Origin of the sequence: Shewanella sp. DC2-4 (genome assembly GCF_013248875.1) — a bacterium.
In the GTDB taxonomy this organism is placed as follows: Bacteria; Pseudomonadota; Gammaproteobacteria; order Enterobacterales; family Shewanellaceae; genus Shewanella; species Shewanella oncorhynchi.
Genome location: NZ_JABRVR010000002.1, coordinates 4,305,874 through 4,330,993, shown reverse-complemented (window position 1 = coordinate 4,330,993; position 25,120 = coordinate 4,305,874). Strand labels below are relative to the sequence as shown.

Genomic DNA, 25,120 nt, shown 5'->3' with positions numbered 1-25,120 from the left:
AGTGAGCTTGAGATGTAAACGTTATCGTCTTCAGTGATGATGGATATTTTGTTTAGCAGTTTATTCAATTAAACTTCATCTGTTTGTATAAAGAGTACACAAACTTATCACTAGTCGGTCCAGATAAAATATGACTGACGGTTAAATCGATAAGTTTGTTAATATAACTCGGATTTTTATCCCATAAAAAGTAGCCTCACATGATGCGTCAACTACTCGCTTCTATTATTTTGTGTTTATGTGTTACCCCGTCTTTGGCTGCAGAGCGCCTTAAAATTGGTGTCGTACTCAGTGGTGGTGGTGCTAAAGGCGCCGCTCATGTGGGCGTGCTCAAAATATTAGAAGAACATAACATCCCCGTTGATTACATCGCGGGCACCAGCATAGGCGCCTATGTCGCTGGCATGTATTCACTGGGTTACAGTGCGAGTGAAGTGGAAGCTATCATGATGGGGGTCAACTGGGACAGTGGCTACTCGGACACCATACCGCGCAATATTTTGAGTTACAGGGATAAACAGTTACGCGACCGTTACAATATTCCGTTAAACATTGGCTATAACGAAGGCCAAGTGAGGGCTCCAAGTGGTCTGCTACGTGGACAGACTATGTCACAACTTTTACGTCAGTCGACAGATCTGGTACAGCAATTTGGTCATTTTGATGATTTAGCCATTCCCTACCGAGCGGTTGCAACCGACTTAGAAACTAGCTTACCTGTGGTGATTAGTCATGGCAGTATGGTTAAAGCTATGCAAGCGTCTGCAACTGTACCTGGTGCACTTCAGCCCGCACAAATTGAAGGCAAGTTATTGGTCGATGGTGGTATTGCCAACAACATGCCCGTCGATGTGGTTAAAGCCATGGGAGCCGATATTATTATCGCCGTCGATATTGGCTCGCCTCTGGTCAAAAAAGATAAATTAGACAGTACTATCGCAGTGCTCGATCAGCTCTCTAATTTTTTGACCAATGCCAGCACTGAAAAACAAAAACAATTACTGACAGATAAAGATGTATTGATCCGCCCCGCGATTGACGCCCTCAGCACCACTGATTTCACTATTATGCCGCTGGCATTAACCCTTGGAAAAGAAGCCGCTAATGGTCAGCTTTATAAGTTGAGCAGTATGAGCGTGAGCCCTGAGGAATATGCCGCCTACGTCGAGGCTAAAAAAGCCAAAGGTAAATTATTAATGGCGGATGTACGTCATCCCATTAATGAAATCGTATTTGATAACCAATCTAAGGTGAGTTTGAATCTCTTGACGGAAACCTTGGATATTAAACCTGGGCAAGCTGTATCTAAAGACGAGCTTAATGAGGCGTTAAAGCGTATTTACTCCCTCAATAAATTTGAACGTGTCGATGCTGAATTTGTAGAAGGTGAGGATGGCCGCATACTCACTGTCACTACTAAGGCTAAGTCTTGGGGGCCGAATTATTTCCAACTGGGCTTTAATTGGGAGGATGACTTTAATTCAGAATCTGCCATCAGTTTTGACATGGCTTATACCATGACCGATTTGACCTTTAATGGTGGAGAGTGGCGCAATGAGATCAAACTCGGCATTGAAAAGTTGTTTGCAACTGAGTTTTATCAGCCTTTAGACAGGGACCAACAGTTCTTTAGCCGTGCCCGCTATCAATACGATACCCGTGATTGGGACTTATACGATAATAACAGTCGTATCTTAACCTTCGACAAGAAAACCCATACGATTGAATTAGGCATAGGTTATAACTACACCTTACAAGGGATGATTGAGTTAGGCTTAGTCGCAGAGAAGGGGTCGATAGTCAATGATGTTTGGCTAACGCAGGACTTAGATTTTAGTTCCTATGGTGCTTACTTTAGGTTCGGTTACGATAGCTTAGATAGCATTAGCTTCCCGACATCGGGTAATCGTGTAACCTTAAACGTCTACGTGCGCAATGAAGATTTCAATGACAGTATCGACGATAATCAAAACCAATTTAGCGTGCAAATAGAGGCTGACTGGAAAGGTGCCTTGAGTGTTGGTAACCACGCTTTTGTTGGTAAGGCATCAATTGCTACTAACAATAATGATGGGGTCAATACGCTGCATTTATCTGAGCTGGGAGGATTCTTAAACCTATCTGGTTACCATAAAGACTCAATTATGGGCGCACATAAAGTGTTTGGGGCCTTTATTTATCAATATGATCTCGGGCGTGATGCGCTAGGTATGACTGATTATCCTCTATACCTAGGTTGGAGCTTAGAGGCGGGAAATGTCTGGGACGAGCGCACTGATGTCACTCTGACCGATCTGATTTATGCATCGAGTCTTTATATCGGTACTGATACTTCCATGGGACCCGCAGCACTTGGTTTTGGGATCACAGATCTTGGCGATAAGTCTTTCTATTTATTTGTGGGTAAAAACTTCTAGTTTGAGATTTGTGTAAAGGACTTAAGGGCATGACTGAGGTTGTGCCCTTACTTTTTGGTCGATGGAAAAACTATAAGCGTCATCCCTATGGAAGTTAGCTTGCCGAAATAGCTAAGAGTGTCGCTAAAGTGTCATATCCTTTTACAAAATCTTACTACTGTGAGGCGTGTCAAGATGCTAAGGTTTTGCGGGAAAAATAATAACTCTCAACGGAAGCTGGGGAAAACAATGAAGAAGATAAGCACACTGGCACTGAGTATCGCCTTGAGTTTAGGTTTAGCGGCTTGTAGTACTGAGCCTAAAACTGAAGCCGTCGCGGTGTCTGGCATTGAATTGCAAAACTTTGATGCCTCAGTTCGCCATCAAGATGATTTCTATTACAGCGTTAATGGAAAATGGTTGGCAAATACGCCTATTCCAGCTGACAAATCTAACTATGGCGCGTTTTCTGTGTTGTACGACCAAAGCCAAGATGCATTGAAGAAAATTATCGACGAAGCGGCCGCTAAAAAGAATCCTGCTGCAGGCTCTAATGAACAGAAAATCGGTGATTTCAATGCTAGCTTTATGAATACCGATTTGCTTGAAACATTAGGTGTTACTCCGCTTAAGCCATTGCTGGCCGATATCGCTGCCGCAAAAACGCACGCTGACTTACCCGCTGTGATGGGTAAATTACTGACGACGGGTTCTGGTATTCCTTTTGGTTTTTACGTCAATAATGACGCTAAAAACTCAACTCAGTATGCGGTGTATTTAAGCCAGTCGGGCCTTACGTTGCCTGACCGCGATTATTACCTAAAAGATGATCCTAAGTTTACCGCTAATCGCCAAGCCATGGCCAAGTATGTGACAGACATACTGACCGAAGCGGGTTACAAGGACGCTAAACGCGCGGCTAAAAACGTCGCCGACATCGAAATGATGATCGCCAAAAGTCAGTGGAGCCGAGTCGAATCCCGTGATGCCAACAAGGCATACAACAAGTTAGATCGTGCTGAACTGCAAAAGTTAACCGGTCAATTCGATTTTAATGCCTTTGCTGCGAGTGCGGGCTTAGGCGATAAAGTGACTGAAGTGATCGTGCGTCAGCCCTCTTATTTTGAAAAACTCGGCGCCAGTTTCGAGACATTCCCAGTATCGGCTTGGCAGGATTATCTTGCGTTCCACTTAGTGGATAGCTACGCCGAGTTACTGAGTAAAAACTTTGTTGATTTGAACTTCGCCTTTAAGAGCAAAACCTTAATGGGTATCGAAGAGCAGCAGCCACGCTGGAAAAAAGCGGTTGATGGCGCCGACCAAGTGATTGGTGAGTTAGTGGGTGAAGAGTACGTTAAGCAATACTTCAAGCCAGAAGCTAAAGCACGCATGGAAACCATGATCAAAAACTTGATCAAAGGTTTTGAAGTCAGCATTAATGAACTTGAGTGGATGACGCCAGAAACCAAAGTCGCCGCCCAAGAAAAACTGGCTAAATTTACCTACAAAATTGGCTATCCAGATAAATGGAAAGATTACTCAGGTTTAGATATCAAGGCTGATGAGTTAGTCGGTAACTACATGCGTTACGCTCAGTTTGAATATCAAGACATGATCAACAAGCTAGGCAAGCCAATTGATCGGACCGAATGGGGCATGACACCACAAACGGTGAATGCTTATTACAGTCCAGTTAAAAACGAAATTGTGTTCCCTGCTGCGATTCTGCAACCGCCATTCTTTAATATGGATGCCGATGATGCCGTTAACTACGGTGGTATAGGTGCCGTAATCGGCCATGAAATTAGCCATGGTTTTGATGACCAAGGCGCTAAATACGATGGTGATGGCAACCTGCGTGATTGGTGGTCAGATAAAGACAGAGAAGAGTTCCAAAAACGCGGTAAGCAGTTGTCTGCCCAATACTCAGGTTATGAGGCAATGCCCGGCAAGTTTGTTAATGGTGATTTGACCTTAGGGGAAAACATCGGCGACTTAGGTGGTTTAACCGTAGCGGCACGTTCGTATTTGATGAGCCTTAACGGCAAACCAGCGCCTGTGCTCGATGGTTTAACGGGCGAGCAACGCTTCTTTGTGGGTTGGTCGCAAGTATGGCGCCGTAATTACCGTGATGAAGAGCTGAGCCGTCGTTTGCTGACAGATCCGCATTCACCGAGCCATTATCGTGCCATGGGTACACCACGTAACGTGGAAGCCTTTTATAAGGCCTTCGAGATGAAAGAAGGCGATAAAATGTATTTAACACCAGATGAGCGTGTGAAAATTTGGTAATACATTCAGTAGATTGAAATAAGAAAAGCCAGACAATGTCTGGCTTTTCTTATTGATGACAATAATCAATGATGCTGCCGATTAATGTCCATAACCTAAGGATTCAATTTTTGTGACTTTATTATCAGTGGCATACAGGCGACGCATTAAGCGTGTTGGTCCAAAGTCATAGGTCCATTCTTGATACTCAGTTGGCAACTTGCTGGGATCGATCACCCTGTCTCCGTTAGCGTTGAGATAAGTCGCGGGCAGACTGTATTCTCGAATATCACTGGGCGAGCCGCATTTATCCTGCACAGTCGTTAAAGTATCGCCCGTATTGATCACTTGTTGTTTACAGTGCATGGTCTCACCTGCGCTAGCGGGTAAACAGGTGGACATGAGTATTAAGCCCATGGGCAGTATTAAGGACAGGTACTTCACATTGCATTCCTTCTGGTGCATACACCATTGTGCTATTTATCCGTAGGGCAAAGACTAAGCTTATCCGCCCAGCAGAAACTCGGTGTGTTGTGACGTTATTTTGCCAAAATTGTTGTTAATGCCAACAAACTCTCGGCCTGATGATGGGCGATAATCCACTTGGCATCGCCTCTTTGTTCTGGCGCAGGGATCGCGACCGTTTGCATGTTGGCTGCTCTGGCGGCAATTAAGCCGTTAAAGGAATCTTCGATGGCAAGACAACAACGGGGATCAACATCTAACGCCTTAGCGCAATTCAAATAAACTTCTGGGTGGGGTTTACCATAGATTAGGTGTTCAGCCGATTCTATCGCCATAAACTTTTCACTGAGATCTAACTTCGTTAATACTGCTTGGATAATGGTGTTTGGGGATGAAGTCGCTAAGCCGATTTTAAGGCCAAGCGCTTGGCAGTGATCAATCGCTTCGTGGACGCCCAGCATAGCTTCGCCGCTAACCAGAATTTCATTTGCAACTTTATCAACAATCGTTTGGCTGACCTTGGCATTATCATAGTGTGGCCAAGGTGCCTTGTGGTACCAATAATCGACGCATTGATCGATGCGTAAGCCTGTGGTTTGTTGAATCGTCTCTATCGTCACTGGCACGCCGAGTGCGGATAACACTTCATACTCGACTCGCTGCCATAGGGGTTCTGAATCGATTAAAACGCCATCCATATCAAAAATAACGGCTTGAATGCTAAGGGATGTCATTGGTACTCCGATGGACTAAGGAAATAACTGAGATATGCAGTAAATTAAGCCTGAGTGTAAGTTCTCGCACTGCATCTTAAAAGCCAAAATGCAGCAAGATGAGAAAAATTTATACCTATTTGCTCTGGGGCGCGGAAAATTGCTTGTTCGATTTAAAATTAATGAAACATTGTTAACTATTTGTAGTGTATGGTTTTTTGTCTGTTTTCAAACTATTGTCTAATTTCACTTGTTTTAATCTTCCCGTAAGTTGGCATTCGCCGCCGGATTTAGTCCTTATTTCGCTTTTTGCCGAGTGTGACCTGATTCATACTTTTGCAAAGCTGTAGTATACTGCAGGCCGGAAATACGGGTCGATCATGTCGGACTGTCAGCTTCAATTAAGAAGACGTGCAGTTTCGTTGTTAGAGCGCCAAACAAAGAGGAATGTTGCCGTGCTAGAAGCATATCGTAAACACGTCGCAGAACGTGCTGCAGAGGGCGTAGTCCCTAAGCCATTAGATGCACATCAAGTGGCTGAACTGGTTAAGTTAGTTCAAAATCCACCCGCAGGTGAAGAGGCTTTCGTTCTCGACCTGCTTGAAAATCGAATTCCCCCAGGTGTTGATGAAGCTGCTTATGTTAAAGCTGCTTTTTTAGATGCGGTTGCCAAAGGCACTGAAAAATCACCGATTCTGTCTGCTGAGCGTGCTACTGAGTTGTTAGGCACAATGCAAGGCGGCTACAACATCGAACCTCTGATCGCGCAGTTGGATAATCCAGCGTTAGCACCTTTAGCTGTTAAAGCGCTATCTCACACTCTGCTGATGTTTGATTCTTTCCACGATGTGGTTGAGAAGATGGAAGCGGGCAATGAGTTTGCGAAGCAAGTGGTTGAAGCGTGGGCAAATGCAGATTGGTATTTAAGCCGTCCAAAACTGGCCGACAAAGTCACTCTGACAGTATTTAAAGTTTCTGGTGAAACCAACACCGATGACTTGTCACCTGCACCAGATGCATGGTCACGTCCTGATATCCCATTGCACGCGTTAGCTATGCTGAAAAACGCCCGTGATGGTATTGAGCCTGATGTTGCTGGCGCCGTTGGCCCAGTGAAAAAAATTGAAGCATTAAAAGCACAAGGTCATCCATTAGTATATGTGGGTGACGTTGTGGGTACGGGTTCATCACGTAAATCTGCGACTAACTCAGTACTGTGGTTTATGGGCGATGATATTCCATTCGTACCCAACAAGCGCGCTGGTGGTTTCTGCCTTGGCGGTAAAATTGCACCGATTTTCTTCAACACTATGGAAGATGCGGGCGCACTGCCAATCGAGCTTGACGTAAACAAGATGGAAATGGGCGATGTGATTGACATCTACCCATACGCCGGTGTGGTTAAGCGTCACGATAGCGACGAAGTGATTTCAGAATTCAGCTTAAAAACTGAAGTCTTGTTAGACGAAGTTCGTGCTGGTGGTCGTATTCCATTGATCATCGGTCGTGGTTTAACTGACAAAGCCCGTGACGTATTAGGCTTAGGGTTATCGGACGTCTTTGTACGTTCTCAAGACGTAGCTGATACCGGTAAAGGTTATACGCTTGCGCAGAAGATGGTCGGTAAAGCCTGTGGCGTAGCGGGTGTACGTCCTGGTCAATACTGCGAACCTAAGATGACCTCTGTTGGTTCACAAGATACCACTGGTCCTATGACCCGTGATGAGCTGAAAGATTTAGCTTGTTTAGGTTTCAGTGCTGATTTGACTATGCAGTCATTCTGTCACACTGCGGCTTATCCAAAGCCAGTGGATGTGAACACACATCATACTCTGCCAGATTTCATCATGAATCGCGGCGGTGTATCACTGCGTCCAGGTGATGGTGTTATCCACTCATGGTTAAACCGTATGCTGCTACCAGATACCGTTGGTACGGGTGGTGACTCACATACGCGTTTCCCAATTGGTATTTCATTCCCAGCGGGTTCTGGCTTAGTAGCGTTTGCTGCTGCGACTGGCGTTATGCCACTCGACATGCCTGAATCCGTATTAGTGCGCTTCAAGGGCAAAATGCAACCGGGTATCACACTGCGTGATCTGGTTCATGCTATCCCATTAAAAGCCATTGAACTGGGCATGCTGACCGTTGAGAAGAAAGGTAAAGTAAACATCTTCTCTGGTCGCGTACTGGAAATCGAAGGCTTAGAATCACTGAAAGTTGAACAAGCTTTCGAACTGTCTGATGCTTCAGCTGAGCGCTCTGCTGCCGGTTGTACCATCAAGTTAGACAAAGAACCTATCATTGAATACCTGAACTCCAACATCATCATGCTCAAGTGGATGATCGCTGAAGGTTATGGCGATCGTCGTACGATTGAACGTCGTATCAAAGGCATGCAAGAGTGGTTAGCCAATCCTGAGCTGATGAGCGCCGATAAAGATGCTGAGTACGCTGCAGTAATCGAAATCGACCTAAATGACATCAAAGAGCCAATCCTGTGTGCGCCAAACGATCCTGATGATGCCGTTTTACTGTCATCTGTTGCGCAAACTAAGATTGATGAAGTGTTCGTAGGTTCTTGTATGACCAACATCGGTCACTTCCGCGCAACCGGTAAGATGCTAGACAAGTTTGCTAAAACCCTGCCAACACGTCTGTGGATTGCACCACCGACTAAGATGGATAGAGATCAGCTGACTGAAGAAGGCTACTACGCGATTTTTGGTCGTGTAGGCGCGCGCATCGAGATCCCAGGTTGTTCACTGTGTATGGGTAACCAAGCACGTGTAGCTGAAGGTTCAACTGTGGTATCGACTTCTACCCGTAACTTCCCTAACCGTTTAGGTACAGGTGCTAACGTTTACTTAGCCTCTGCTGAACTGGCTGCGGTTGCTGCACTGTTAGGTCGTCTGCCGTCACCTGAAGAATATCAAGAATACGCTAAAGAGTTAGATGCAACTGCAGCTGACACATACCGTTACTTGAACTTCGATCAAATCGAGTCTTACACAAAAAAAGCATCGGAAGTGATCTTCCAGACTGCCGTGTAATCGATTGCCGTTAAGGTAACTTGATGTAAAAAGCCAGCATAAGCTGGCTTTTTTGTGGGTTTGTTTTATTTCTACATCTATATGCATATATGCACCAATGAACCCTATCATAGTCATGCCTTTAGTTCTTACATCACAAACTTGCTACTTACTAATGGCCATGCGTTGTCGTCATTAAAAAATCCATTTAAGCCGATCCGTCGGTCAATCTCGCACTTAGCCCCGTTTCTTCTATTTTCATAACTATCAACAAATCATCTGATGGCTTTTGGCTATACATAATGCGAAACAGAGGCGAAGCCTTGACTGAATTGTGGGTAACTTTGGGGGTAAGTGGTGGGTATCTTGTGGCTAGATTAGATAATTAGAATTAACTGCAAATTTCCTTAAAATAGGGGTTGCACAAAATCTTCTGCTGCCTATAATGCGCATCCACTGACACGGCAGACATCGTTAAGCAGCCTGGTGTGACAGTTTATCGATGAGTTTACTGATTGATGAGTGTTGAGAAAGTTTGCAAAAACTCCTTGACGCGAAACGGGAAATGCGTAGAATACGCAGCCCTAGCCAACTGGAAGCGTTCAACGCTCAGTGTGGTACTCAAGTTCTCTTACGAATATTGAGTTGCTCTTTAACAAGATAAAACAAGAAATCTGTGTGGACACTCACAGGTGTTGAGTTAATCGAAACTGCTTAGCCTTCGGGTTGGCAGTCAAAAATTTAAATCAATGTAACAATGAGTGTTCATAGTAATATGTACAGTTTGTTTCTGCTTTAAAGTGGGAACAAAAAATCAGAATTCATTGAGCCGCTGAAGTCGCAAGACGGAAGCAACAAAACTTTAATTGAAGAGTTTGATCATGGCTCAGATTGAACGCTGGCGGCAGGCCTAACACATGCAAGTCGAGCGGCAGCACAAGGGAGTTTACTTCTGAGGTGGCGAGCGGCGGACGGGTGAGTAATGCCTAGGGATCTGCCCAGTCGAGGGGGATAACAGTTGGAAACGACTGCTAATACCGCATACGCCCTACGGGGGGAAAGGAGGGGACCTTCGGGCCTTCCGCGATTGGATGAACCTAGGTGGGATTAGCTAGTTGGTGAGGTAATGGCTCACCAAGGCGACGATCCCTAGCTGTTCTGAGAGGATGATCAGCCACACTGGGACTGAGACACGGCCCAGACTCCTACGGGAGGCAGCAGTGGGGAATATTGCACAATGGGGGAAACCCTGATGCAGCCATGCCGCGTGTGTGAAGAAGGCCTTCGGGTTGTAAAGCACTTTCAGTAGGGAGGAAAGGGTGTAGTTTAATACGCTATATCTGTGACGTTACCTACAGAAGAAGGACCGGCTAACTCCGTGCCAGCAGCCGCGGTAATACGGAGGGTCCGAGCGTTAATCGGAATTACTGGGCGTAAAGCGTGCGCAGGCGGTTTGTTAAGCGAGATGTGAAAGCCCTGGGCTCAACCTAGGAATAGCATTTCGAACTGGCGAACTAGAGTCTTGTAGAGGGGGGTAGAATTCCAGGTGTAGCGGTGAAATGCGTAGAGATCTGGAGGAATACCGGTGGCGAAGGCGGCCCCCTGGACAAAGACTGACGCTCATGCACGAAAGCGTGGGGAGCAAACAGGATTAGATACCCTGGTAGTCCACGCCGTAAACGATGTCTACTCGGAGTTTGGTGTCTTGAACACTGGGCTCTCAAGCTAACGCATTAAGTAGACCGCCTGGGGAGTACGGCCGCAAGGTTAAAACTCAAATGAATTGACGGGGGCCCGCACAAGCGGTGGAGCATGTGGTTTAATTCGATGCAACGCGAAGAACCTTACCTACTCTTGACATCCACGGAATTCGCTAGAGATAGCTTAGTGCCTTCGGGAACCGTGAGACAGGTGCTGCATGGCTGTCGTCAGCTCGTGTTGTGAAATGTTGGGTTAAGTCCCGCAACGAGCGCAACCCCTATCCTTATTTGCCAGCACGTAATGGTGGGAACTCTAGGGAGACTGCCGGTGATAAACCGGAGGAAGGTGGGGACGACGTCAAGTCATCATGGCCCTTACGAGTAGGGCTACACACGTGCTACAATGGCGAGTACAGAGGGTTGCAAAGCCGCGAGGTGGAGCTAATCTCACAAAGCTCGTCGTAGTCCGGATTGGAGTCTGCAACTCGACTCCATGAAGTCGGAATCGCTAGTAATCGTGGATCAGAATGCCACGGTGAATACGTTCCCGGGCCTTGTACACACCGCCCGTCACACCATGGGAGTGGGCTGCAAAAGAAGTGGGTAGCTTAACCTTCGGGGCGCTCACCACTTTGTGGTTCATGACTGGGGTGAAGTCGTAACAAGGTAGCCCTAGGGGAACCTGGGGCTGGATCACCTCCTTACCTATACGACTAACTTAATGTTTGTTGAGTGTTCACACAGATTGCTTGTTTAGCTTCTCTTAGGAGAAGTCAGAGCTAAATGCGCCGCGAGCCGGTACGCATTGTTCTTTAACAATTTGGAAAGCTGATAGTATTTAATTGCATGAGTCTGTCATGTGATTAATTACAAAACGTTTAATGCGAAAGCATTGAACATGAGTTCTCAAACACTTTATTAAGTGTCTTGAATATTCAAAAGTAAATTATTCTTTATTGAATAGTTTACGTCTAAGGCGCGTCCACTTCTTTGGTCAGAAGTGAGACAAGTAAAACCAAGCTGGTCGCAATGCGACTCAGGTGAGTGAAACTCATTTGGGTTGTATGGTTAAGCGACTAAGCGTATACGGTGGATGCCTTGGCAGTCAGAGGCGATGAAGGACGTAGTAACTTGCGAAAAGCGTTGGCGAGCTAGTAACAAGCATTTGAGCTAACGATGTCCGAATGGGGGAACCCAGCAGCATAAGCTGTTATCGCAACATGAATACATAGTGTTGCGAGGCGAACGAGGGGAACTGAAACATCTAAGTACCCTTAGGAAAAGAAATCAACCGAGATTCCCCTAGTAGCGGCGAGCGAACGGGGATTAGCCCTTAAGTCAGTGGGGTGTTAGTGGAATGCGTTGGAAAGCGCAGCGGCACAGGGTGATAGCCCCGTACATGAAAACTAACCATTGATGAAAACGAGTAAGGCGGGACACGTGACATCCTGTTTGAATATGGGGGGACCATCCTCCAAGGCTAAATACTCCTGACTGACCGATAGTGAACCAGTACCGTGAGGGAAAGGCGAAAAGAACCCCTGTGAGGGGAGTGAAATAGAACCTGAAACCGTATACGTACAAGCAGTGGGAGCGGTTCTTGAGACCGTGACTGCGTACCTTTTGTATAATGGGTCAGCGACTTACATTTTGTAGCGAGGTTAAGCGAATAGCGGAGCCGTAGGGAAACCGAGTGTTAACTGCGCGTTTAGTTGCAAGGTGTAGACCCGAAACCCGGTGATCTAGCCATGGGCAGGTTGAAGGTTGAGTAACATCAACTGGAGGACCGAACCGACTAATGTTGAAAAAATTAGCGGATGACTTGTGGCTGGGGGGTGAAAGGCCAATCAAACCGGGAGATATCTGGTTCTCCTCGAAAGCTATTTAGGTAGCGCCTCGAGCGAATACCATTGGGGGTAGAGCACTGTTAAGGCTAGGGGGTCATCCCGACTTACCAACCCTTTGCAAACTCCGAATACCAATGAGTACTACTCGGGAGACAGACGGCGGGTGCTAACGTCCGTCGTCAAAAGGGAAACAACCCAGACCGTCAGCTAAGGTCCCAAAGTACTAGCTAAGTGGGAAACGATGTGGGAAGGCTTAGACAGCTAGGATGTTGGCTTAGAAGCAGCCATCATTTAAAGAAAGCGTAATAGCTCACTAGTCGAGTCGGCCTGCGCGGAAGATGTAACGGGGCTAAGCTAGTCACCGAAGCTACGGGTGCACAGTTTACTGTGCGCGGTAGAGGAGCGTTCTGTAAGCCGTTGAAGGTGAAGGGGTAACCCACGCTGGAGGTATCAGAAGTGCGAATGCTGACATGAGTAACGATAAAGGGGGTGAAAAACCCCCCTCGCCGAAAGACCAAGGGTTCCTGTCCAACGTTAATCGGGGCAGGGTGAGTCGACCCCTAAGGTGAGGCCGAAAGGCGTAATCGATGGGAAACAGATTAATATTTCTGTACTTCCGCTAACTGCGATGGAGAGACGGAGAAGGCTAGGCTAGCGCGGCGTTGGTAGTCCGCGTTTAAGGTGGTAGGTGGTGTTCTTAGGCAAATCCGGGGGACACGTACTTTAATGTACACACTGAGAGCTGATGACGAGGTCCTAAGGGACTGAAGTAGTTGATGCCATGCTTCCAGGGAAAATCTTCTAAGCTTCAGGTTAGTGGGAATCGTACCCCCAAACCGACACAGGTGGTCGGGTAGAGAATACCAAGGCGCTTGAGAGAACTCGGCTGAAGGAACTAGGCAAAATGGTACCGTAACTTCGGGAGAAGGTACGCTCCTGTTGGTGATGAGACTTGCTCTCTAAGCTGACGGGAGTCGCAGATACCAGTGGCTGCAACTGTTTATCAAAAAACACAGCACTGTGCAAACTCGCAAGAGGAAGTATACGGTGTGACGCCTGCCCGGTGCCGGAAGGTTAATTGATTGGGTTATCGCAAGAGAAGCTCATGATCGAAGCCCCGGTAAACGGCGGCCGTAACTATAACGGTCCTAAGGTAGCGAAATTCCTTGTCGGGTAAGTTCCGACCTGCACGAATGGCGTAATGATGGCCACGCTGTCTCCAGCCGAGACTCAGTGAAGTTGAAATTGCGGTGAAGATGCCGTATACCCGCGGCTAGACGGAAAGACCCCGTGAACCTTTACTATAGCTTGGCACTGAACATTGAACCTACATGTGTAGGATAGGTGGGAGACTTTGAAGTTGTGACGCTAGTCATGATGGAGTCGTCCTTGAAATACCACCCTTGTAGTTTTGATGTTCTAACCTAGGTCCCTTATCGGGATTAGGGACAGTGCCTGGTGGGTAGTTTGACTGGGGCGGTCTCCTCCCAAAGAGTAACGGAGGAGCACGAAGGTTGGCTAAGTACGGTCGGACATCGTACGGTTAGTGCAATGGCATAAGCCAGCTTAACTGCGAGACATACACGTCGAGCAGGTACGAAAGTAGGTCATAGTGATCCGGTGGTTCTGAATGGAAGGGCCATCGCTCAACGGATAAAAGGTACTCCGGGGATAACAGGCTGATACCGCCCAAGAGTTCATATCGACGGCGGTGTTTGGCACCTCGATGTCGGCTCATCACATCCCCGGGGCTGAAGTCGGTCCCAAGGGTATGGCTGTTCGCCATTTAAAGTGGTACGCGAGCTGGGTTCAGAACGTCGTGAGACAGTTCGGTCCCTATCTGCCGTGGGCGTTGGATGATTGAAGGGAGCTGCTCCTAGTACGAGAGGACCGGAGTGGACGAACCGCTGGTGTTCGGGTTGTCATGCCAATGGCATTGCCCGGTAGCTACGTTCGGAATCGATAACCGCTGAAAGCATCTAAGCGGGAAGCGAGCCCTAAGATGAGTCATCCCTAGGAATTTAATTCCTCTAAAGAGCCGTTCGAGACTAGGACGTTGATAGGCATGGTGTGTAAGCGTTGTGAGGCGTTGAGCTAACATGTACTAATGACTCGAGAGGCTTAACCATACAACCCAGATGGGTTTTGCTAAGCGAACTTAGACAGAATATCGACACTTGATAAAGTTTGAACTCAAACAAAGCAAATCAGCTTTCCGAATTATTATTAACGTGAGCCAGAGATGGACACGGTAATAAACAGAATTTGCTTGGTGACAATAGCCTTGTGGAACCACCTGATCCCATCCCGAACTCAGAAGTGAAACGCAAACGCGCCGATGGTAGTGTGGGGTCTCCCCATGTGAGAGTAGGTCATCGCCAAGCGCCTAATTTAGGTTAACGTGTAGACGTTAAGCTAAAGGAGCGGTAGTTCAGTTGGTTAGAATACCGGCCTGTCACGCCGGGGGTCGCGGGTTCGAGTCCCGTCCGCTCCGCCAACATTAAGAGATAAGCCTCATCGAAAGATGAGGCTTTTTTCGTTATGGCGTCGCGGATAATTCGTGTCAGTGACGCTAATGCTTCGGGCTCGAAGCACATGGTTATCCTCATACTTGGGCATCATGTAGATGAAATCCTTACCAGAATATGAATTTTTTGTTTTAAAGCTAAACCTATTCTATTAATTAGCAAAGTTTATCCATTCCCGAAAGCCCAACTGAGTCATCTTCTGTGGCTCCTCAAGACATTAATGCTATCGAGCATTACATAACAATATCGCCATACCTATTGAAACAACGATTTGCCAATGCGTGCTGCCTCGGCCATGACTACATCTGCTCTATCGGATTTAATTTGATTCAAACGGTTGCTGTCTGATGGTACTAGGACGTGTTCCTGTAGTAGCCCAAAGCCATGCTACTTCATTTTCAAAACGATTGAGGGAAAGGATAGAAAAGCGCACAGATGCCGCAAGGTGCGCTTATGAAGGAGGACTACTGGTTGTGCTCAGAATGTTTGCGATGGAGAACTTCAAGTAGTTCATCTTCGAGTTCGAAGCGTGTTTCCATGTTATGGGCGAGCTCAGATAGGTCTTTATCGAGTTGATATAATACGAAATCGTCTTGTGTTTCCGCATATTTATCGTTGAAATCTAATGCTGCATTCGTGGTTGGCGTTATCTTGGGCAATACTTGTTGCGCGAGCGTTTTGCTTGATTCGCCATATTCACTGCAGGCATTAACGACTTTATCATAGACCTCGAAATGTCCTTCGGACACATAGTCAACTAATAAGTCACAGAAAGATTTAACATGTTCGAACGAGGGAAGCGATTTTTCTGATTTACCGTAAGGAGGAAGCCCAGCAATTTGGCAGTAATGCACTAACAGTTTTCGACGGTTTTTTAGCCATTGATCAATAAGCTTATTTGAACCGCCCCACTTCTGTTCTGCTTTTTCGAGTTCTCTCAGCATGATGCATTCCATTTAAGTGCCAGCACATAACTCTAATGTAGGGACAAGTTGCTAATCGATCAACTCTTTTCATGCGAATTTGCGAGAATGACGAAATGGACAAACCAGCTGTTTCGTATCGAAAAATGCAAATAAAAAGCCCAACGATAGAAACCTATCGTTGGGCGAGTAAAGTTTATAGCAGGCTCGATGCGACGAGCTTCTTGATTGTTCTTGCTAGCGCAGACTTTTTATACCAAAGGCGGGGAACCGGCGCAACTTTTTTCTGTCTGAGTGTGACTTCGTTACGAATAAATGAGCAGTATGTTAGCTGGATAACATTTTCCGGTTTATGCGGTCAAATCGACGCCAATGATGGGGAATAGCTCACATAAATTTGCACATAAAGGTTACATTATTCGCGTAAATGCTAAACTACCGACCCAGCGGATCTCAATAAGACTAGGAACCAAGCCCAATGGCAGAATTAAAGAATGATCGTTATTTACGCGCCCTACTAAAAGAGCCTGTCGATGTGACCCCTGTGTGGATGATGCGTCAAGCTGGCCGTTATCTTCCTGAATATAAAGCCACTCGCGCTCAAGCGGGTGACTTCATGTCTTTGTGTAAAAATCATGAGCTTGCCTGTGAAGTCACGCTGCAACCTTTACGTCGTTATGATCTCGATGCGGCGATTTTGTTTTCCGATATCCTAACAGTGCCCGATGCTATGGGTTTAGGTTTGTATTTTGAGGCGGGTGAAGGCCCACGTTTCGAGCGCCCAACAGACACTATCGATGCGATCAAAAAGCTATCAATTCCAGATCCAGAAGATGAGCTGGGTTATGTGATGAAAGCCGTTAGCACTATTCGCCGTGAACTGAATGGCGCAGTGCCGTTAATTGGCTTTTCTGGTTCACCTTGGACCTTAGCTACTTATATGGTTGAAGGTGGTTCGAGCAAAACCTTCGAAAAAATTAAGAAGATGGCTTACGCTGAGCCAATGGCATTACACATGCTGTTAGATAAATTAGCCGATTCAGTGATCTTATACCTGAATGCTCAAGTCGCGAATGGCGCACAATCTTTGATGATTTTTGACTCATGGGGCGGTGCGTTATCGCATTCTGCTTACCGTGAGTTTTCTTTGCGTTATATGCAGAAGATTATTGATGGTCTGACGCGTTTTGCCGATGGCCGTAAAGTGCCAGTGACTCTGTTCACTAAAGGCGGTGGTTTGTGGTTAGAAGCGATGGCAGAAACTGGCTGTGATGCGCTAGGTTTGGATTGGACGGTAGACATTGCCGATGCCCGTCGTCGTGTAGGCCATAAAGTTGCATTGCAAGGCAACATGGACCCATCTATGTTGTATGCGCCAATTCCACGTATCGAAGAGGAAGTTGGTCATATTTTAGCGGGTTATGGTGAAGGTACTGGCCATGTATTTAACCTAGGCCATGGTATTCACCAGCATGTCGATCCAGAACATGCTGGCGCCTTTATCAAGGCGGTTCATGCGCAATCAAAGCAATACCATAAATAATTTTTGGTTTGCGAAACAGGCCCGCTTGCGGGCCTGTTTTATATCCGACATTTGAATTTGATAGCGTTGGAGCTTCTGGCGAAGGTATCTTTATGGATTAGCGTATGCGGTGGTTTCTATCGTCTGCGAGCTTAATGAGTCTTACTTTTAAACAACGACTTGAATTCCCTATATTCACATACTGATTATGTGTGAATTATCTTGATAAAAAAGTAAAACTTATAATCGTTTAATTTATAAATTTTAATTTAAATCAAAGGTATAAAATTGCTTTAATTGCATGAAAATGTCTACTTTAGCAACGACTAAAGCGAAGTGATGTTTAATACTATTCGCAAATGAGATATGTTGCATGGCGCAGTGAAGGATTATGCAAGGCCATCAATCAATTTAGTCATAACAAGCCGTGGTAAGAGATGCACATTGGCAAGAAAATAATGGTATTTATTGCGGGCTTTTGTCTCCCTGCGGTGGTGATTGTCTCCTATTGTCTTGGTTATTGGTACGACCATCGCGTCGAGCTATTACGTCAAGATAGTGCTAACCGTGAGCTTGCCAATATCCAGCAGCAGTTTCAAATTGATGTAGATCGCTTAACCTTTCTCACTAATATTTATGCCTTACCTTTGTCTCAATTAGATGAAGACCAACTTAAAAAGCTTGAATCCTCGTGGCGCGATAGCTCAATGTCAGCCAATCTGAGTTGGTATATTCTACGACAGGGTGAATTGCACCCTTTTTTCCCCAATGAACGTCCCTTTGAGAATGATAAGTTACGAGAAATCGCCAATGCTATTGTCAGTGCCGATAAGCCCAGTGTTGCTGGCGCTTATTTGATGGGCAAGTATGCTTATGTCGTTACTTCCGTGGCTTCTGCGCCCAATGAATCTGTGCTGCTGGTACGCCAACTGACTGATAAAGACTTACTGGAATATGCTCAGGCCTTATTGGTGACTAAGGTGAGCATGAGCCATTCTCGCGAAGTTACGCCAACAGTTGATGGTGTGCACAGTGACGCGATTAACATTCCAAGTCTGTTAAAAGATAAGCCTGTCTACCTGCAAGTACTATTTTCCGATGGTCCCTTTAGAGAGGTTAAATTTCAACTTGATTGGGTATCGCTCGGATTTATTCTCTTTGGTGTGTTTATTGTTGGTCTTGGTTATATTTGGCTGCGTTCGGGCTTACTCAAACCCTTTAAAAATCTGATGCATCAATTGGCGCTGGTCGATCCTATGTCCAGTGTCTATCAACCCGTTACAAGCGAGGGTAATGAAGAATTAGAAGTGCTCGCCAGCCGTGTTAATAGCTTGCTGGCAAGAATTTATCAGCAAAAAGAACGCGCGAAAATCACCTTAGAATCCATTGCTGAAGCGGTGATTTTGACCGATGTCGATGCCAACGTGATTTATATGAATCCGCGGGCCGAGTTGCTTCTCGATGTTGCTAGTTGCTATGCCATAGGTCAGAGCCTTGCGAGTCTGTTAAAGGCTGGGGAGCAGTTGAATCAGGCGGTTTTTACCTGCATTCGTCTCGAAGAATCAGCGCCGCAGGTCGAGAAAATCAAGCTATTAACTGCTTCGCCTCGGATTATGGAGCGCAGTATCAGCAATCTGCGCAATCACGATAAAGAAATTGTTGGAACTGTCGTGGTATTGCGGGATATCACTCAAGAAGAGTTGCTTAAACACCAGCTACAAAAAAGGGCAAATTTCGATAGCATTACAGGGCTGCTAAACCGTCAGGCATTTGATGAGCAGTTACCCCAATTTGCCGCTTCAGCCAAAACTATCGCCGTTTGTTACCTCGATTTGGAGCAATTCAAGTTGATTAACGACAGCTGTGGCCATACTGCAGGCGATCGTATGCTTGCTATGGTGGCTAAGGCCATGCAGGCTTGTCTTGGGCCACAGGAGCTATTGGCGCGCCTTGGTGGCGATGAGTTTGGGTTAGTGATTTGTAATCGTAGTGCCTTATCTGTGGCGCAATTACTGAAGCAAATGATCGCGCAAGTCTCCATGCAAGTGTTGAACGATAAAAACTGTAATTATAAAGTTGGCCTCAGCATAGGTGTTGCCTTTGGCCGAGCCCCCTATATTGATGCACAAGAGTTATTAAAAGACGCTGATATCGCCTGCATTGCCGCTAAAGCTAAGGGGGCTAATCAAATTCATTTTTACGATGATAAAGATAAAGAGCTCACCTACCAAAGAAATGCGCCTAAATGGGCGGTACGTATTGCGCAAGCGATTGAAGAAAACGAGTTGATCCTGTATTACCAACCGATCCGCGGACTAGGCAGTGGTCCGCAGCGACAACGAATGGAAATTCTGTTACGAATTCAAGAGCCCTGTGGCCGCATTTTGGCGCCAGCGCAGTTTATAGCCGCCGCTGAACGTTTTAAGTTGATGCCAGATATCGATAAAGAAGTCATCCGCAAAGCTTTTTTATGGTTGTCTTTGAACCCCGTGCTTTGGCCTGATCATTGTATTTCGATCAACCTTTCGGGCAATAGTTTAGGCGCCGAAGGTATGGTGGAATATATCGCCCAGCAGCAACACATTTTTGATATTCCAAGCCAATGTATTTGTTTTGAAATTACTGAAACCACCGCGATCCAAAATCGCAATCGTGGTATGGAAATGTTGAAGCAGTTACGTAAACTCGGTTTCTCATTTGCACTGGATGATTTTGGCAGTGGTTTTGCCTCTTATGGTTATCTGCGTGAGCTGCCGGTGGATTATGTCAAAATCGACGGCTGTTTTATTAAGAACCTCGCCGTGAATGCTAAAGACTACGCCATCGTTAAATCGATTCAGGATGTTTGTCGGGTTATGGGAATCGAGACTGTTGCTGAATTTGTTGAGAATCAGGATATTATTGACAGGTTGTTGAGCATAGGCATTAATTATGCGCAAGGTTATGCGATAGGGCGCCCGCAACCCTTAGCTAATTATCGTGAGCAATATGAGATGAGGCTTGCACAACGCGCGTGAAGGATTGCGCTTTTAGCGTGATTATGCCAATTTAGCAAAAGGCGTAATTAACATAGCGATAACAAAGGAATGACTATGGATGGACTCACTGGCAAGGTCGTGATCATCACGGGTGCCTCAGAAGGTATTGGTCGGGCGCTCGCCGTGGCAATGGCGCGAATGGGCTGCCAACTAGTGCTCAGTGCGCGTAATGAAACACGTCTCGCCTCACTCGCTTTAGAAATCGCTAATTATGGTCCGCCTCCTTTTGTGTTTGCCGCCGATGTCTCCAGCCCAGAACAGTGTGAAGCCTTAGTTGAAGCTGCAGTTGCGCATTATGGCCATCTCGATATTTTGATTAACAATGCTGGCATGACTATGTGGTCACGTTTTGATGAACTGACTCAGCTCTCGGTGCTTGAAGACATAATGCGGGTGAATTATCTTGGTCCTGCGTATTTAACCCATGCCGCGTTACCGCACTTGAAAGCCAGTAAAGGCCAAGTGGTGGTTGTGGCGTCAGTCGCTGGATTAACGGGCGTTCCTACTCGCAGCGGTTATGCCGCTTCTAAACATGCTGTGATTGGCTTTTTCGATTCTTTGAGGATTGAATTAGTGGATGATAATGTGGCCGTAACTGTTATTTGCCCCGATTTTGTAGTGTCACAAATTCACAAACGTGCCCTCGATGGTGCTGGTAATCCTTTAGGCAAATCTCCGATGCAGGAAGCTAAGATACTGACTGCTGAGCAATGCGCTAATATGATGTTGCCAGTGATTGCAACTCGAGGCCGTCAACTGATTACTTCACTTCGCGGTCGTTTGGGGCGTTGGCTTAAGCTGATTGCGCCAGGCTTAATCGACAAAATTGCCCGTAGGGCGATCGCCTCCGGGCACTAAAATTTTTGCCACTACAAGCTATTTGCCACTCTTATTGAGATGCTTAATGATTGATTGTTCTGCCTCACTTTGGGTCGCTTTGTCCCCATCGATATCGATAGTCACAGTCGCGTTATGGCCCGTCATATCCTCTGCAATATGAAACCAATCTGGATGCCAGTAAAAGCTGGCTCCTTCTAGGGTTTGCCAGTTATGTACGCCTGATTTTTCACCTTGATAAATAAGATCTTTTATCGAATAACCCATATATTTACCCCATTAATTTCATGATTGTTAAAAATATAAGAAGCTAAATGGTGCACGTCATCTTAACCTAGGTGTGTGCTTTACATCACATTTTCAGGTAAACATAAACCCCGCCAGAGCGAGGTTTATGAATAGCGTTAGTATCTTAGCGAGATTAAGGTTTAGCACACTTATGGTTTGGTGCACTGGGTTGGCGAACCCACACCTTTCCACTGTGTAGTGCCATCAGTGAGTGACAGGGGCACAAAGGTTAAACCTTGGCTCATATTGGCGGGTGGCAAGTCGGTTTCTAACTCATACATGCCCATGGGGATAGCCCCTGATGTGGCATTGGCGGCTGTTTGTGCGGCCGCAAGGCTTGAGTAGTGCAGGCCTAACATATCGAAATGGCTGCGCCAATCTTTGCCTGTGAGCTGACTCAAAGACACCAGCATAAAGTCGTTGCCCGGAATATCTTTCACCGTTTTGCCACCGTAGACACTATTGCCTTCAAACGAAAATTGGCTAAAGCCCAGTTTGCTACGATTCGCTTCCCAATCACTGGCGTTATTCGCATATTTACCGAAAATACGACTGTGTTGATACAGCAAGGTAAAGAGATTAAAGCCATTGTTCAGAGTGGTGCCGTCACTGAGTGTCATGCCGTGAGCCTTAAGCGCCATTTGGATGTAAAACGCCATGCGATAACCGTTATGGACAGCATAAGCATTGCTGGCCCAAGGCGCAGTGTATCTGTCTTCACCAGCATCGAGCACCTTACAATTGGCGCCAAACACTACGCGTTTACCACGGGTGTTTGTTGTACCTGCGGCATCGGACATAAACACATAAAAGAGATCCTTGTGGTTCATGTGACCATCGGTCACTGTGCCTGTATTGCCGTCGCGCAGATAATGGGTTTTCCACTTCACCACATAGGGGAAGATATTGTTGGAGTTTTCCCCTGCGCGGCTGCCATAACCTGCCCAGTTATCACTCTCGCTTGCCGCAGCATATTGCACATTGAGACGGTTAGTTTGTAGATTGTGGCCTAACTCATGGTTATCACCCCAACCCGTTGTGTCGATATTCCATGCTGCGTCCCAAGGGTTACCGCTACAACCTCCACCGCACTGGGCATTTTGGTCATAATTCGCGTGTTGAATGATAGTGCGGGTATGCAGACTATTATCGATACAGTCGTCGCCAAACAGTCTTTTGCAGGCCGCTAGCACATCGGCGGGTAAGGATTCACTTAAGCTCTTGCCTTGGATCTTAAGTCCCGCAAGGGTGTAAACGCTGTTGATATGGTCATCGACAATACTTTTGAGTAGCGCGTTTACATCGGGCACATCCCCGCCGATGGCGTTTAAAAAGCGGTCGCGACGCAGATGTTGCTCTGCACCATCGGTGCGCAAGTCCACATGGGGTAATTCGGTATTTTGGATGCGATCGTTAAAGGTTGCTATTTCTGCAGGGTTTGAAAAATCCATAATGGTCGGATGTTTAGCCACATGCTCAGCGCTGACTTCGACACTTAACGCGCCGCCATCAGTACTCGAAGTATCACCACTGATATACAGATAAATCGGCCCGCCGTAGGGGGAAGAAAATTCAAGACTTTGTCCTTGAGCTAAGCGCAGGCGTTGCTGCGCCAACTCCAATGGACCGCGGTAGATTTTCTGCTCATAGGCACGGTTAGTATTGCGTCTGTGGTAGTTGAGTTTGATCTCCACATTTGCAGCGCTGCTATCGAGACGAGTCAGTTTAATGGTTTGTCCTGGCAGCGCATACCAGCCTGTGGTCGTCCATTGGCCTGCATAGGGCACGCTAATGGTTTTACGTTCAGTGACAGTCGCAGGATAAGCGTAGTGTGCATTGCTGCCCTTGCTGAGGTTAGCTCTGTCGGTAACATATTCACCTAAATCTGGCTGGGCTAAGTTATGGCTACGGGCATAGCTGACGGTCCAATCGGCAAACAGGGCCTGCTGCCACTGGGCGTATTCGCTGTAGGCTATGGGGTAGTCAATCTCGCTGCGATACTTATCGGCGAGCAGCAGTCCGGCCTTCATCAAGGGGAAGTCTGCTTTGGTAAACACATCGATAGCATGGTTATCTAAGGTTTCAGCATTGGCTCGATACCAATCGGCACCCGCCTTGAATGAGTCAACAAAGGCGGCAGCATTACAGCTCAAGTAATTACCGCCGCAGTCGTTGAGTACTGAGGTGTCGAAGCGGCCTTCGTTAAGCTTACCGAGCAAATTATTCACTTTGGTCAGGGCGGTGTCTTCGACCAAAATGTCGGTCACACTGAGGTTATTGGTATTGAGTTTTGACCAGTAATTGCCAGAGGTAGAAAGCCCCATCTCAAGGTAAAGTGGCGACAGTATTGGGCTTTCATTACGCCAGTAGTTAGAGAGTAACAAGGGAATTCCTGCCGCTTTGGCCTTAGCGATCGCGGCTTTTATGCCTGCAAAACCGAGTGACTGACGGTCTATGTCACTAATGATAATCAGATCCGGTTTCAGTGTGTTGATACAGTTGCTTAACTCGCTGTAGTCACAGGTATTTGCTGTATTAATGCTATGGGCTGCGGGGTAGTTGTTTGTGAGCCAAGTGCGGATCCCTTCATTATGGGGAAAGTACCAACTGTCAGCCTTGCTCGGCATTTGGGCGGTCACTATGCTGAGGCCGTCGGTTTTATCGGCACCTTTGGTCAGCCAGCCTAAAAGGTTTTTCAATAAAGTATCAGTTTGCGCCGAAGTGTTGACGGAAAATAGATTTCCTCCCATGGCCGCATATCTTTGCCCCTGTTGCTCGCCCGCCATCACTAACCCACGAACGGCGCTTGCCCCACTGCCATCGACATTTGATGGCAAGACTGTAAAAGTGTTCTCCGGCATAAAGCTCGAAAAGGTAATTGAGTCATGGGTTGGATGCCAAGAGATGCTGCTACCGACACCTTGATATAGCTGATTTATCTGGGCTTTACGTTTGATGTCGATATTAGCGAGTTCGGCGGTGCTGAAATCAATTAACTCACTCGCACTGGCAAGCCTGTGGTCTTGGTGTTTAATGGCATTTTCGGCATTACTGATAAATGTCGGCGTGATAGTGCAATCGGCCGTCATGGCCGCAGTGGTGTAAGTCAGCACATTGAGCGTGCCACCACAGCCAGTAATGCCCTCAAGCGTAAAGCCGGTATCGGCAGTAATGCTAAAAATAGCGCTTTTGCCAGACTCCACTTTTTGGCTGCTTGGGCTCAGTGCGCCACCTATTACCGATAGGCTGCTGGCGGTGTATTGTACCAGCGCGGGAGGTTGGACTGGCGGCTGAGTGGGTGGTGTGGTCGTTCCAGCATCTTCTGAGCCGCCACCGCATCCGCTAAGCAGTATGGCAATGTAGGCATAAAGTAGTCTAATCCTCATGGGGAGTCCTTGAACTTTGTGTATTTAACATTTGGTTGACATTGTATCTTGTTGCTCCTGTTTTCAATAGAATTAATTATATAATTTTATTGAAAATCATGATGTTATATTTGACGCTTGTCAAAAAACAGGCACAAAAAAACCGGCTTCTTGCCGGTTTTTTAATAGAGATAT

At 46.5% G+C, this 25,120-nt stretch carries 11 protein-coding genes, 1 tRNA gene and 3 rRNA genes; 10 read left to right on the top strand and 5 right to left on the bottom strand.

From position 1 onward, the window contains the following. The first annotated feature begins 200 nt into the window (after positions 1 to 200). Entirely contained in the window at positions 201 to 2,417 is a 2,217-nt protein-coding gene (locus tag HQQ92_RS19640) for a patatin-like phospholipase family protein (RefSeq protein ID WP_173247844.1), read from the top strand. A gap of 228 nt (positions 2,418 to 2,645) precedes the next feature. Further along, positions 2,646 to 4,688, top strand: coding sequence for a M13 family metallopeptidase (locus HQQ92_RS19635; protein WP_173247842.1), 2,043 nt, complete (start codon positions 2,646 to 2,648; stop codon positions 4,686 to 4,688). Between the two features lie 81 nt (positions 4,689 to 4,769). Here the strand turns inward: HQQ92_RS19635 and HQQ92_RS19630 are convergent, their stop codons facing one another. Further along, complete coding sequence (locus HQQ92_RS19630) at positions 4,770 to 5,111, bottom strand: DUF2845 domain-containing protein (protein ID WP_028759308.1); 342 nt, start codon at positions 5,109 to 5,111, stop codon at positions 4,770 to 4,772. Between the two features lie 95 nt (positions 5,112 to 5,206). Next, on the bottom strand, positions 5,207 to 5,866 hold the full coding sequence (gene hxpB / locus HQQ92_RS19625; RefSeq protein WP_173247840.1) for a hexitol phosphatase HxpB: 660 nt from the start codon (positions 5,864 to 5,866) through the stop codon (positions 5,207 to 5,209). A gap of 434 nt (positions 5,867 to 6,300) precedes the next feature. Here hxpB and acnB point away from each other — a divergent pair, with 434 nt between their 5' ends. The 5 genes from acnB (at position 6,301) to HQQ92_RS19600 (ending at position 14,921) form a co-directional block, all read left to right on the top strand. Continuing rightward, positions 6,301 to 8,898: a bifunctional aconitate hydratase 2/2-methylisocitrate dehydratase gene (acnB, locus tag HQQ92_RS19620; protein ID WP_173247838.1), complete on the top strand. Its 2,598-nt coding sequence runs from the start codon at positions 6,301 to 6,303 to the stop codon at positions 8,896 to 8,898. A gap of 842 nt (positions 8,899 to 9,740) precedes the next feature. After that, positions 9,741 to 11,281, top strand: a 16S ribosomal RNA gene (locus HQQ92_RS19615). Between the two features lie 362 nt (positions 11,282 to 11,643). Continuing rightward, positions 11,644 to 14,553, top strand: a 23S ribosomal RNA gene (locus tag HQQ92_RS19610). 139 nt (positions 14,554 to 14,692) lie between these two features. Further along, a 5S ribosomal RNA gene (rrf, locus tag HQQ92_RS19605) occupies positions 14,693 to 14,808 on the top strand. Together the 16S, 23S and 5S rRNA genes with 1 tRNA gene alongside form the textbook arrangement of a ribosomal RNA operon. Positions 14,809 to 14,844: 36 nt before the next feature. After that, positions 14,845 to 14,921 (top strand) — tRNA-Asp (locus tag HQQ92_RS19600). Between the two features lie 495 nt (positions 14,922 to 15,416). Here the strand turns inward: HQQ92_RS19600 and rsd are convergent. Continuing rightward, on the bottom strand, positions 15,417 to 15,896 hold the full coding sequence (rsd, locus tag HQQ92_RS19595; RefSeq protein WP_105250394.1) for a sigma D regulator: 480 nt from the start codon (positions 15,894 to 15,896) through the stop codon (positions 15,417 to 15,419). 457 nt (positions 15,897 to 16,353) lie between these two features. Here rsd and hemE point away from each other — a divergent pair, with 457 nt between their 5' ends. The 3 genes from hemE to HQQ92_RS19580 all read left to right on the top strand — a co-directional run bounded on the left by hemE (position 16,354) and on the right by HQQ92_RS19580 (position 21,293). Next, positions 16,354 to 17,418 (top strand): uroporphyrinogen decarboxylase, encoded by a 1,065-nt coding sequence (gene hemE, locus HQQ92_RS19590; RefSeq protein ID WP_006079904.1) that lies wholly within the window; start codon positions 16,354 to 16,356, stop codon positions 17,416 to 17,418. Positions 17,419 to 17,834: 416 nt separating this feature from the next. Continuing rightward, complete coding sequence (locus HQQ92_RS19585) at positions 17,835 to 20,414, top strand: bifunctional diguanylate cyclase/phosphodiesterase (RefSeq protein ID WP_105250392.1); 2,580 nt, start codon at positions 17,835 to 17,837, stop codon at positions 20,412 to 20,414. A 75-nt stretch (positions 20,415 to 20,489) separates the two neighbouring features. Then, positions 20,490 to 21,293, top strand: a complete 804-nt coding sequence (locus HQQ92_RS19580; RefSeq protein WP_113941707.1) for an SDR family oxidoreductase — start codon at positions 20,490 to 20,492, stop codon at positions 21,291 to 21,293. Between the two features lie 18 nt (positions 21,294 to 21,311). Here the strand turns inward: HQQ92_RS19580 and HQQ92_RS19575 are convergent, their stop codons facing one another. Together HQQ92_RS19575 and HQQ92_RS19570 are read right to left on the bottom strand one after the other, a co-directional pair. Further along, the gene (locus tag HQQ92_RS19575; RefSeq protein WP_105250390.1) at positions 21,312 to 21,539 is read right to left on the bottom strand and encodes a hypothetical protein; all 228 of its coding nucleotides are present in this window, start codon (positions 21,537 to 21,539) and stop codon (positions 21,312 to 21,314) included. A gap of 170 nt (positions 21,540 to 21,709) precedes the next feature. After that, positions 21,710 to 24,946 (bottom strand): ImpA family metalloprotease, encoded by a 3,237-nt coding sequence (locus HQQ92_RS19570; RefSeq protein ID WP_173247836.1) that lies wholly within the window; start codon positions 24,944 to 24,946, stop codon positions 21,710 to 21,712. Positions 24,947 to 25,120: the final 174 nt, after the last annotated feature.

Bases quoted from the DNA above. Each gene is read 5' to 3' on its own strand.
- HQQ92_RS19640 (WP_173247844.1), top strand. From the start codon at position 201: ATGATGCGTCAACTACTCGCTTCTATTATTTTGTGTTTATGTGTTACC.
- HQQ92_RS19635 (WP_173247842.1), top strand. From the start codon at position 2,646: ATGAAGAAGATAAGCACACTGGCACTGAGTATCGCCTTGAGTTTAGGT.
- hxpB (WP_173247840.1), bottom strand. From the start codon at position 5,866: ATGACATCCCTTAGCATTCAAGCCGTTATTTTTGATATGGATGGCGTT.
- rsd (WP_105250394.1), bottom strand. From the start codon at position 15,896: ATGCTGAGAGAACTCGAAAAAGCAGAACAGAAGTGGGGCGGTTCAAAT.
- hemE (WP_006079904.1), top strand. From the start codon at position 16,354: ATGGCAGAATTAAAGAATGATCGTTATTTACGCGCCCTACTAAAAGAG.
- HQQ92_RS19585 (WP_105250392.1), top strand. From the start codon at position 17,835: ATGCACATTGGCAAGAAAATAATGGTATTTATTGCGGGCTTTTGTCTC.
- HQQ92_RS19580 (WP_113941707.1), top strand. From the start codon at position 20,490: ATGGATGGACTCACTGGCAAGGTCGTGATCATCACGGGTGCCTCAGAA.
- HQQ92_RS19575 (WP_105250390.1), bottom strand. From the start codon at position 21,539: ATGGGTTATTCGATAAAAGATCTTATTTATCAAGGTGAAAAATCAGGC.
- HQQ92_RS19570 (WP_173247836.1), bottom strand. From the start codon at position 24,946: ATGAGGATTAGACTACTTTATGCCTACATTGCCATACTGCTTAGCGGA.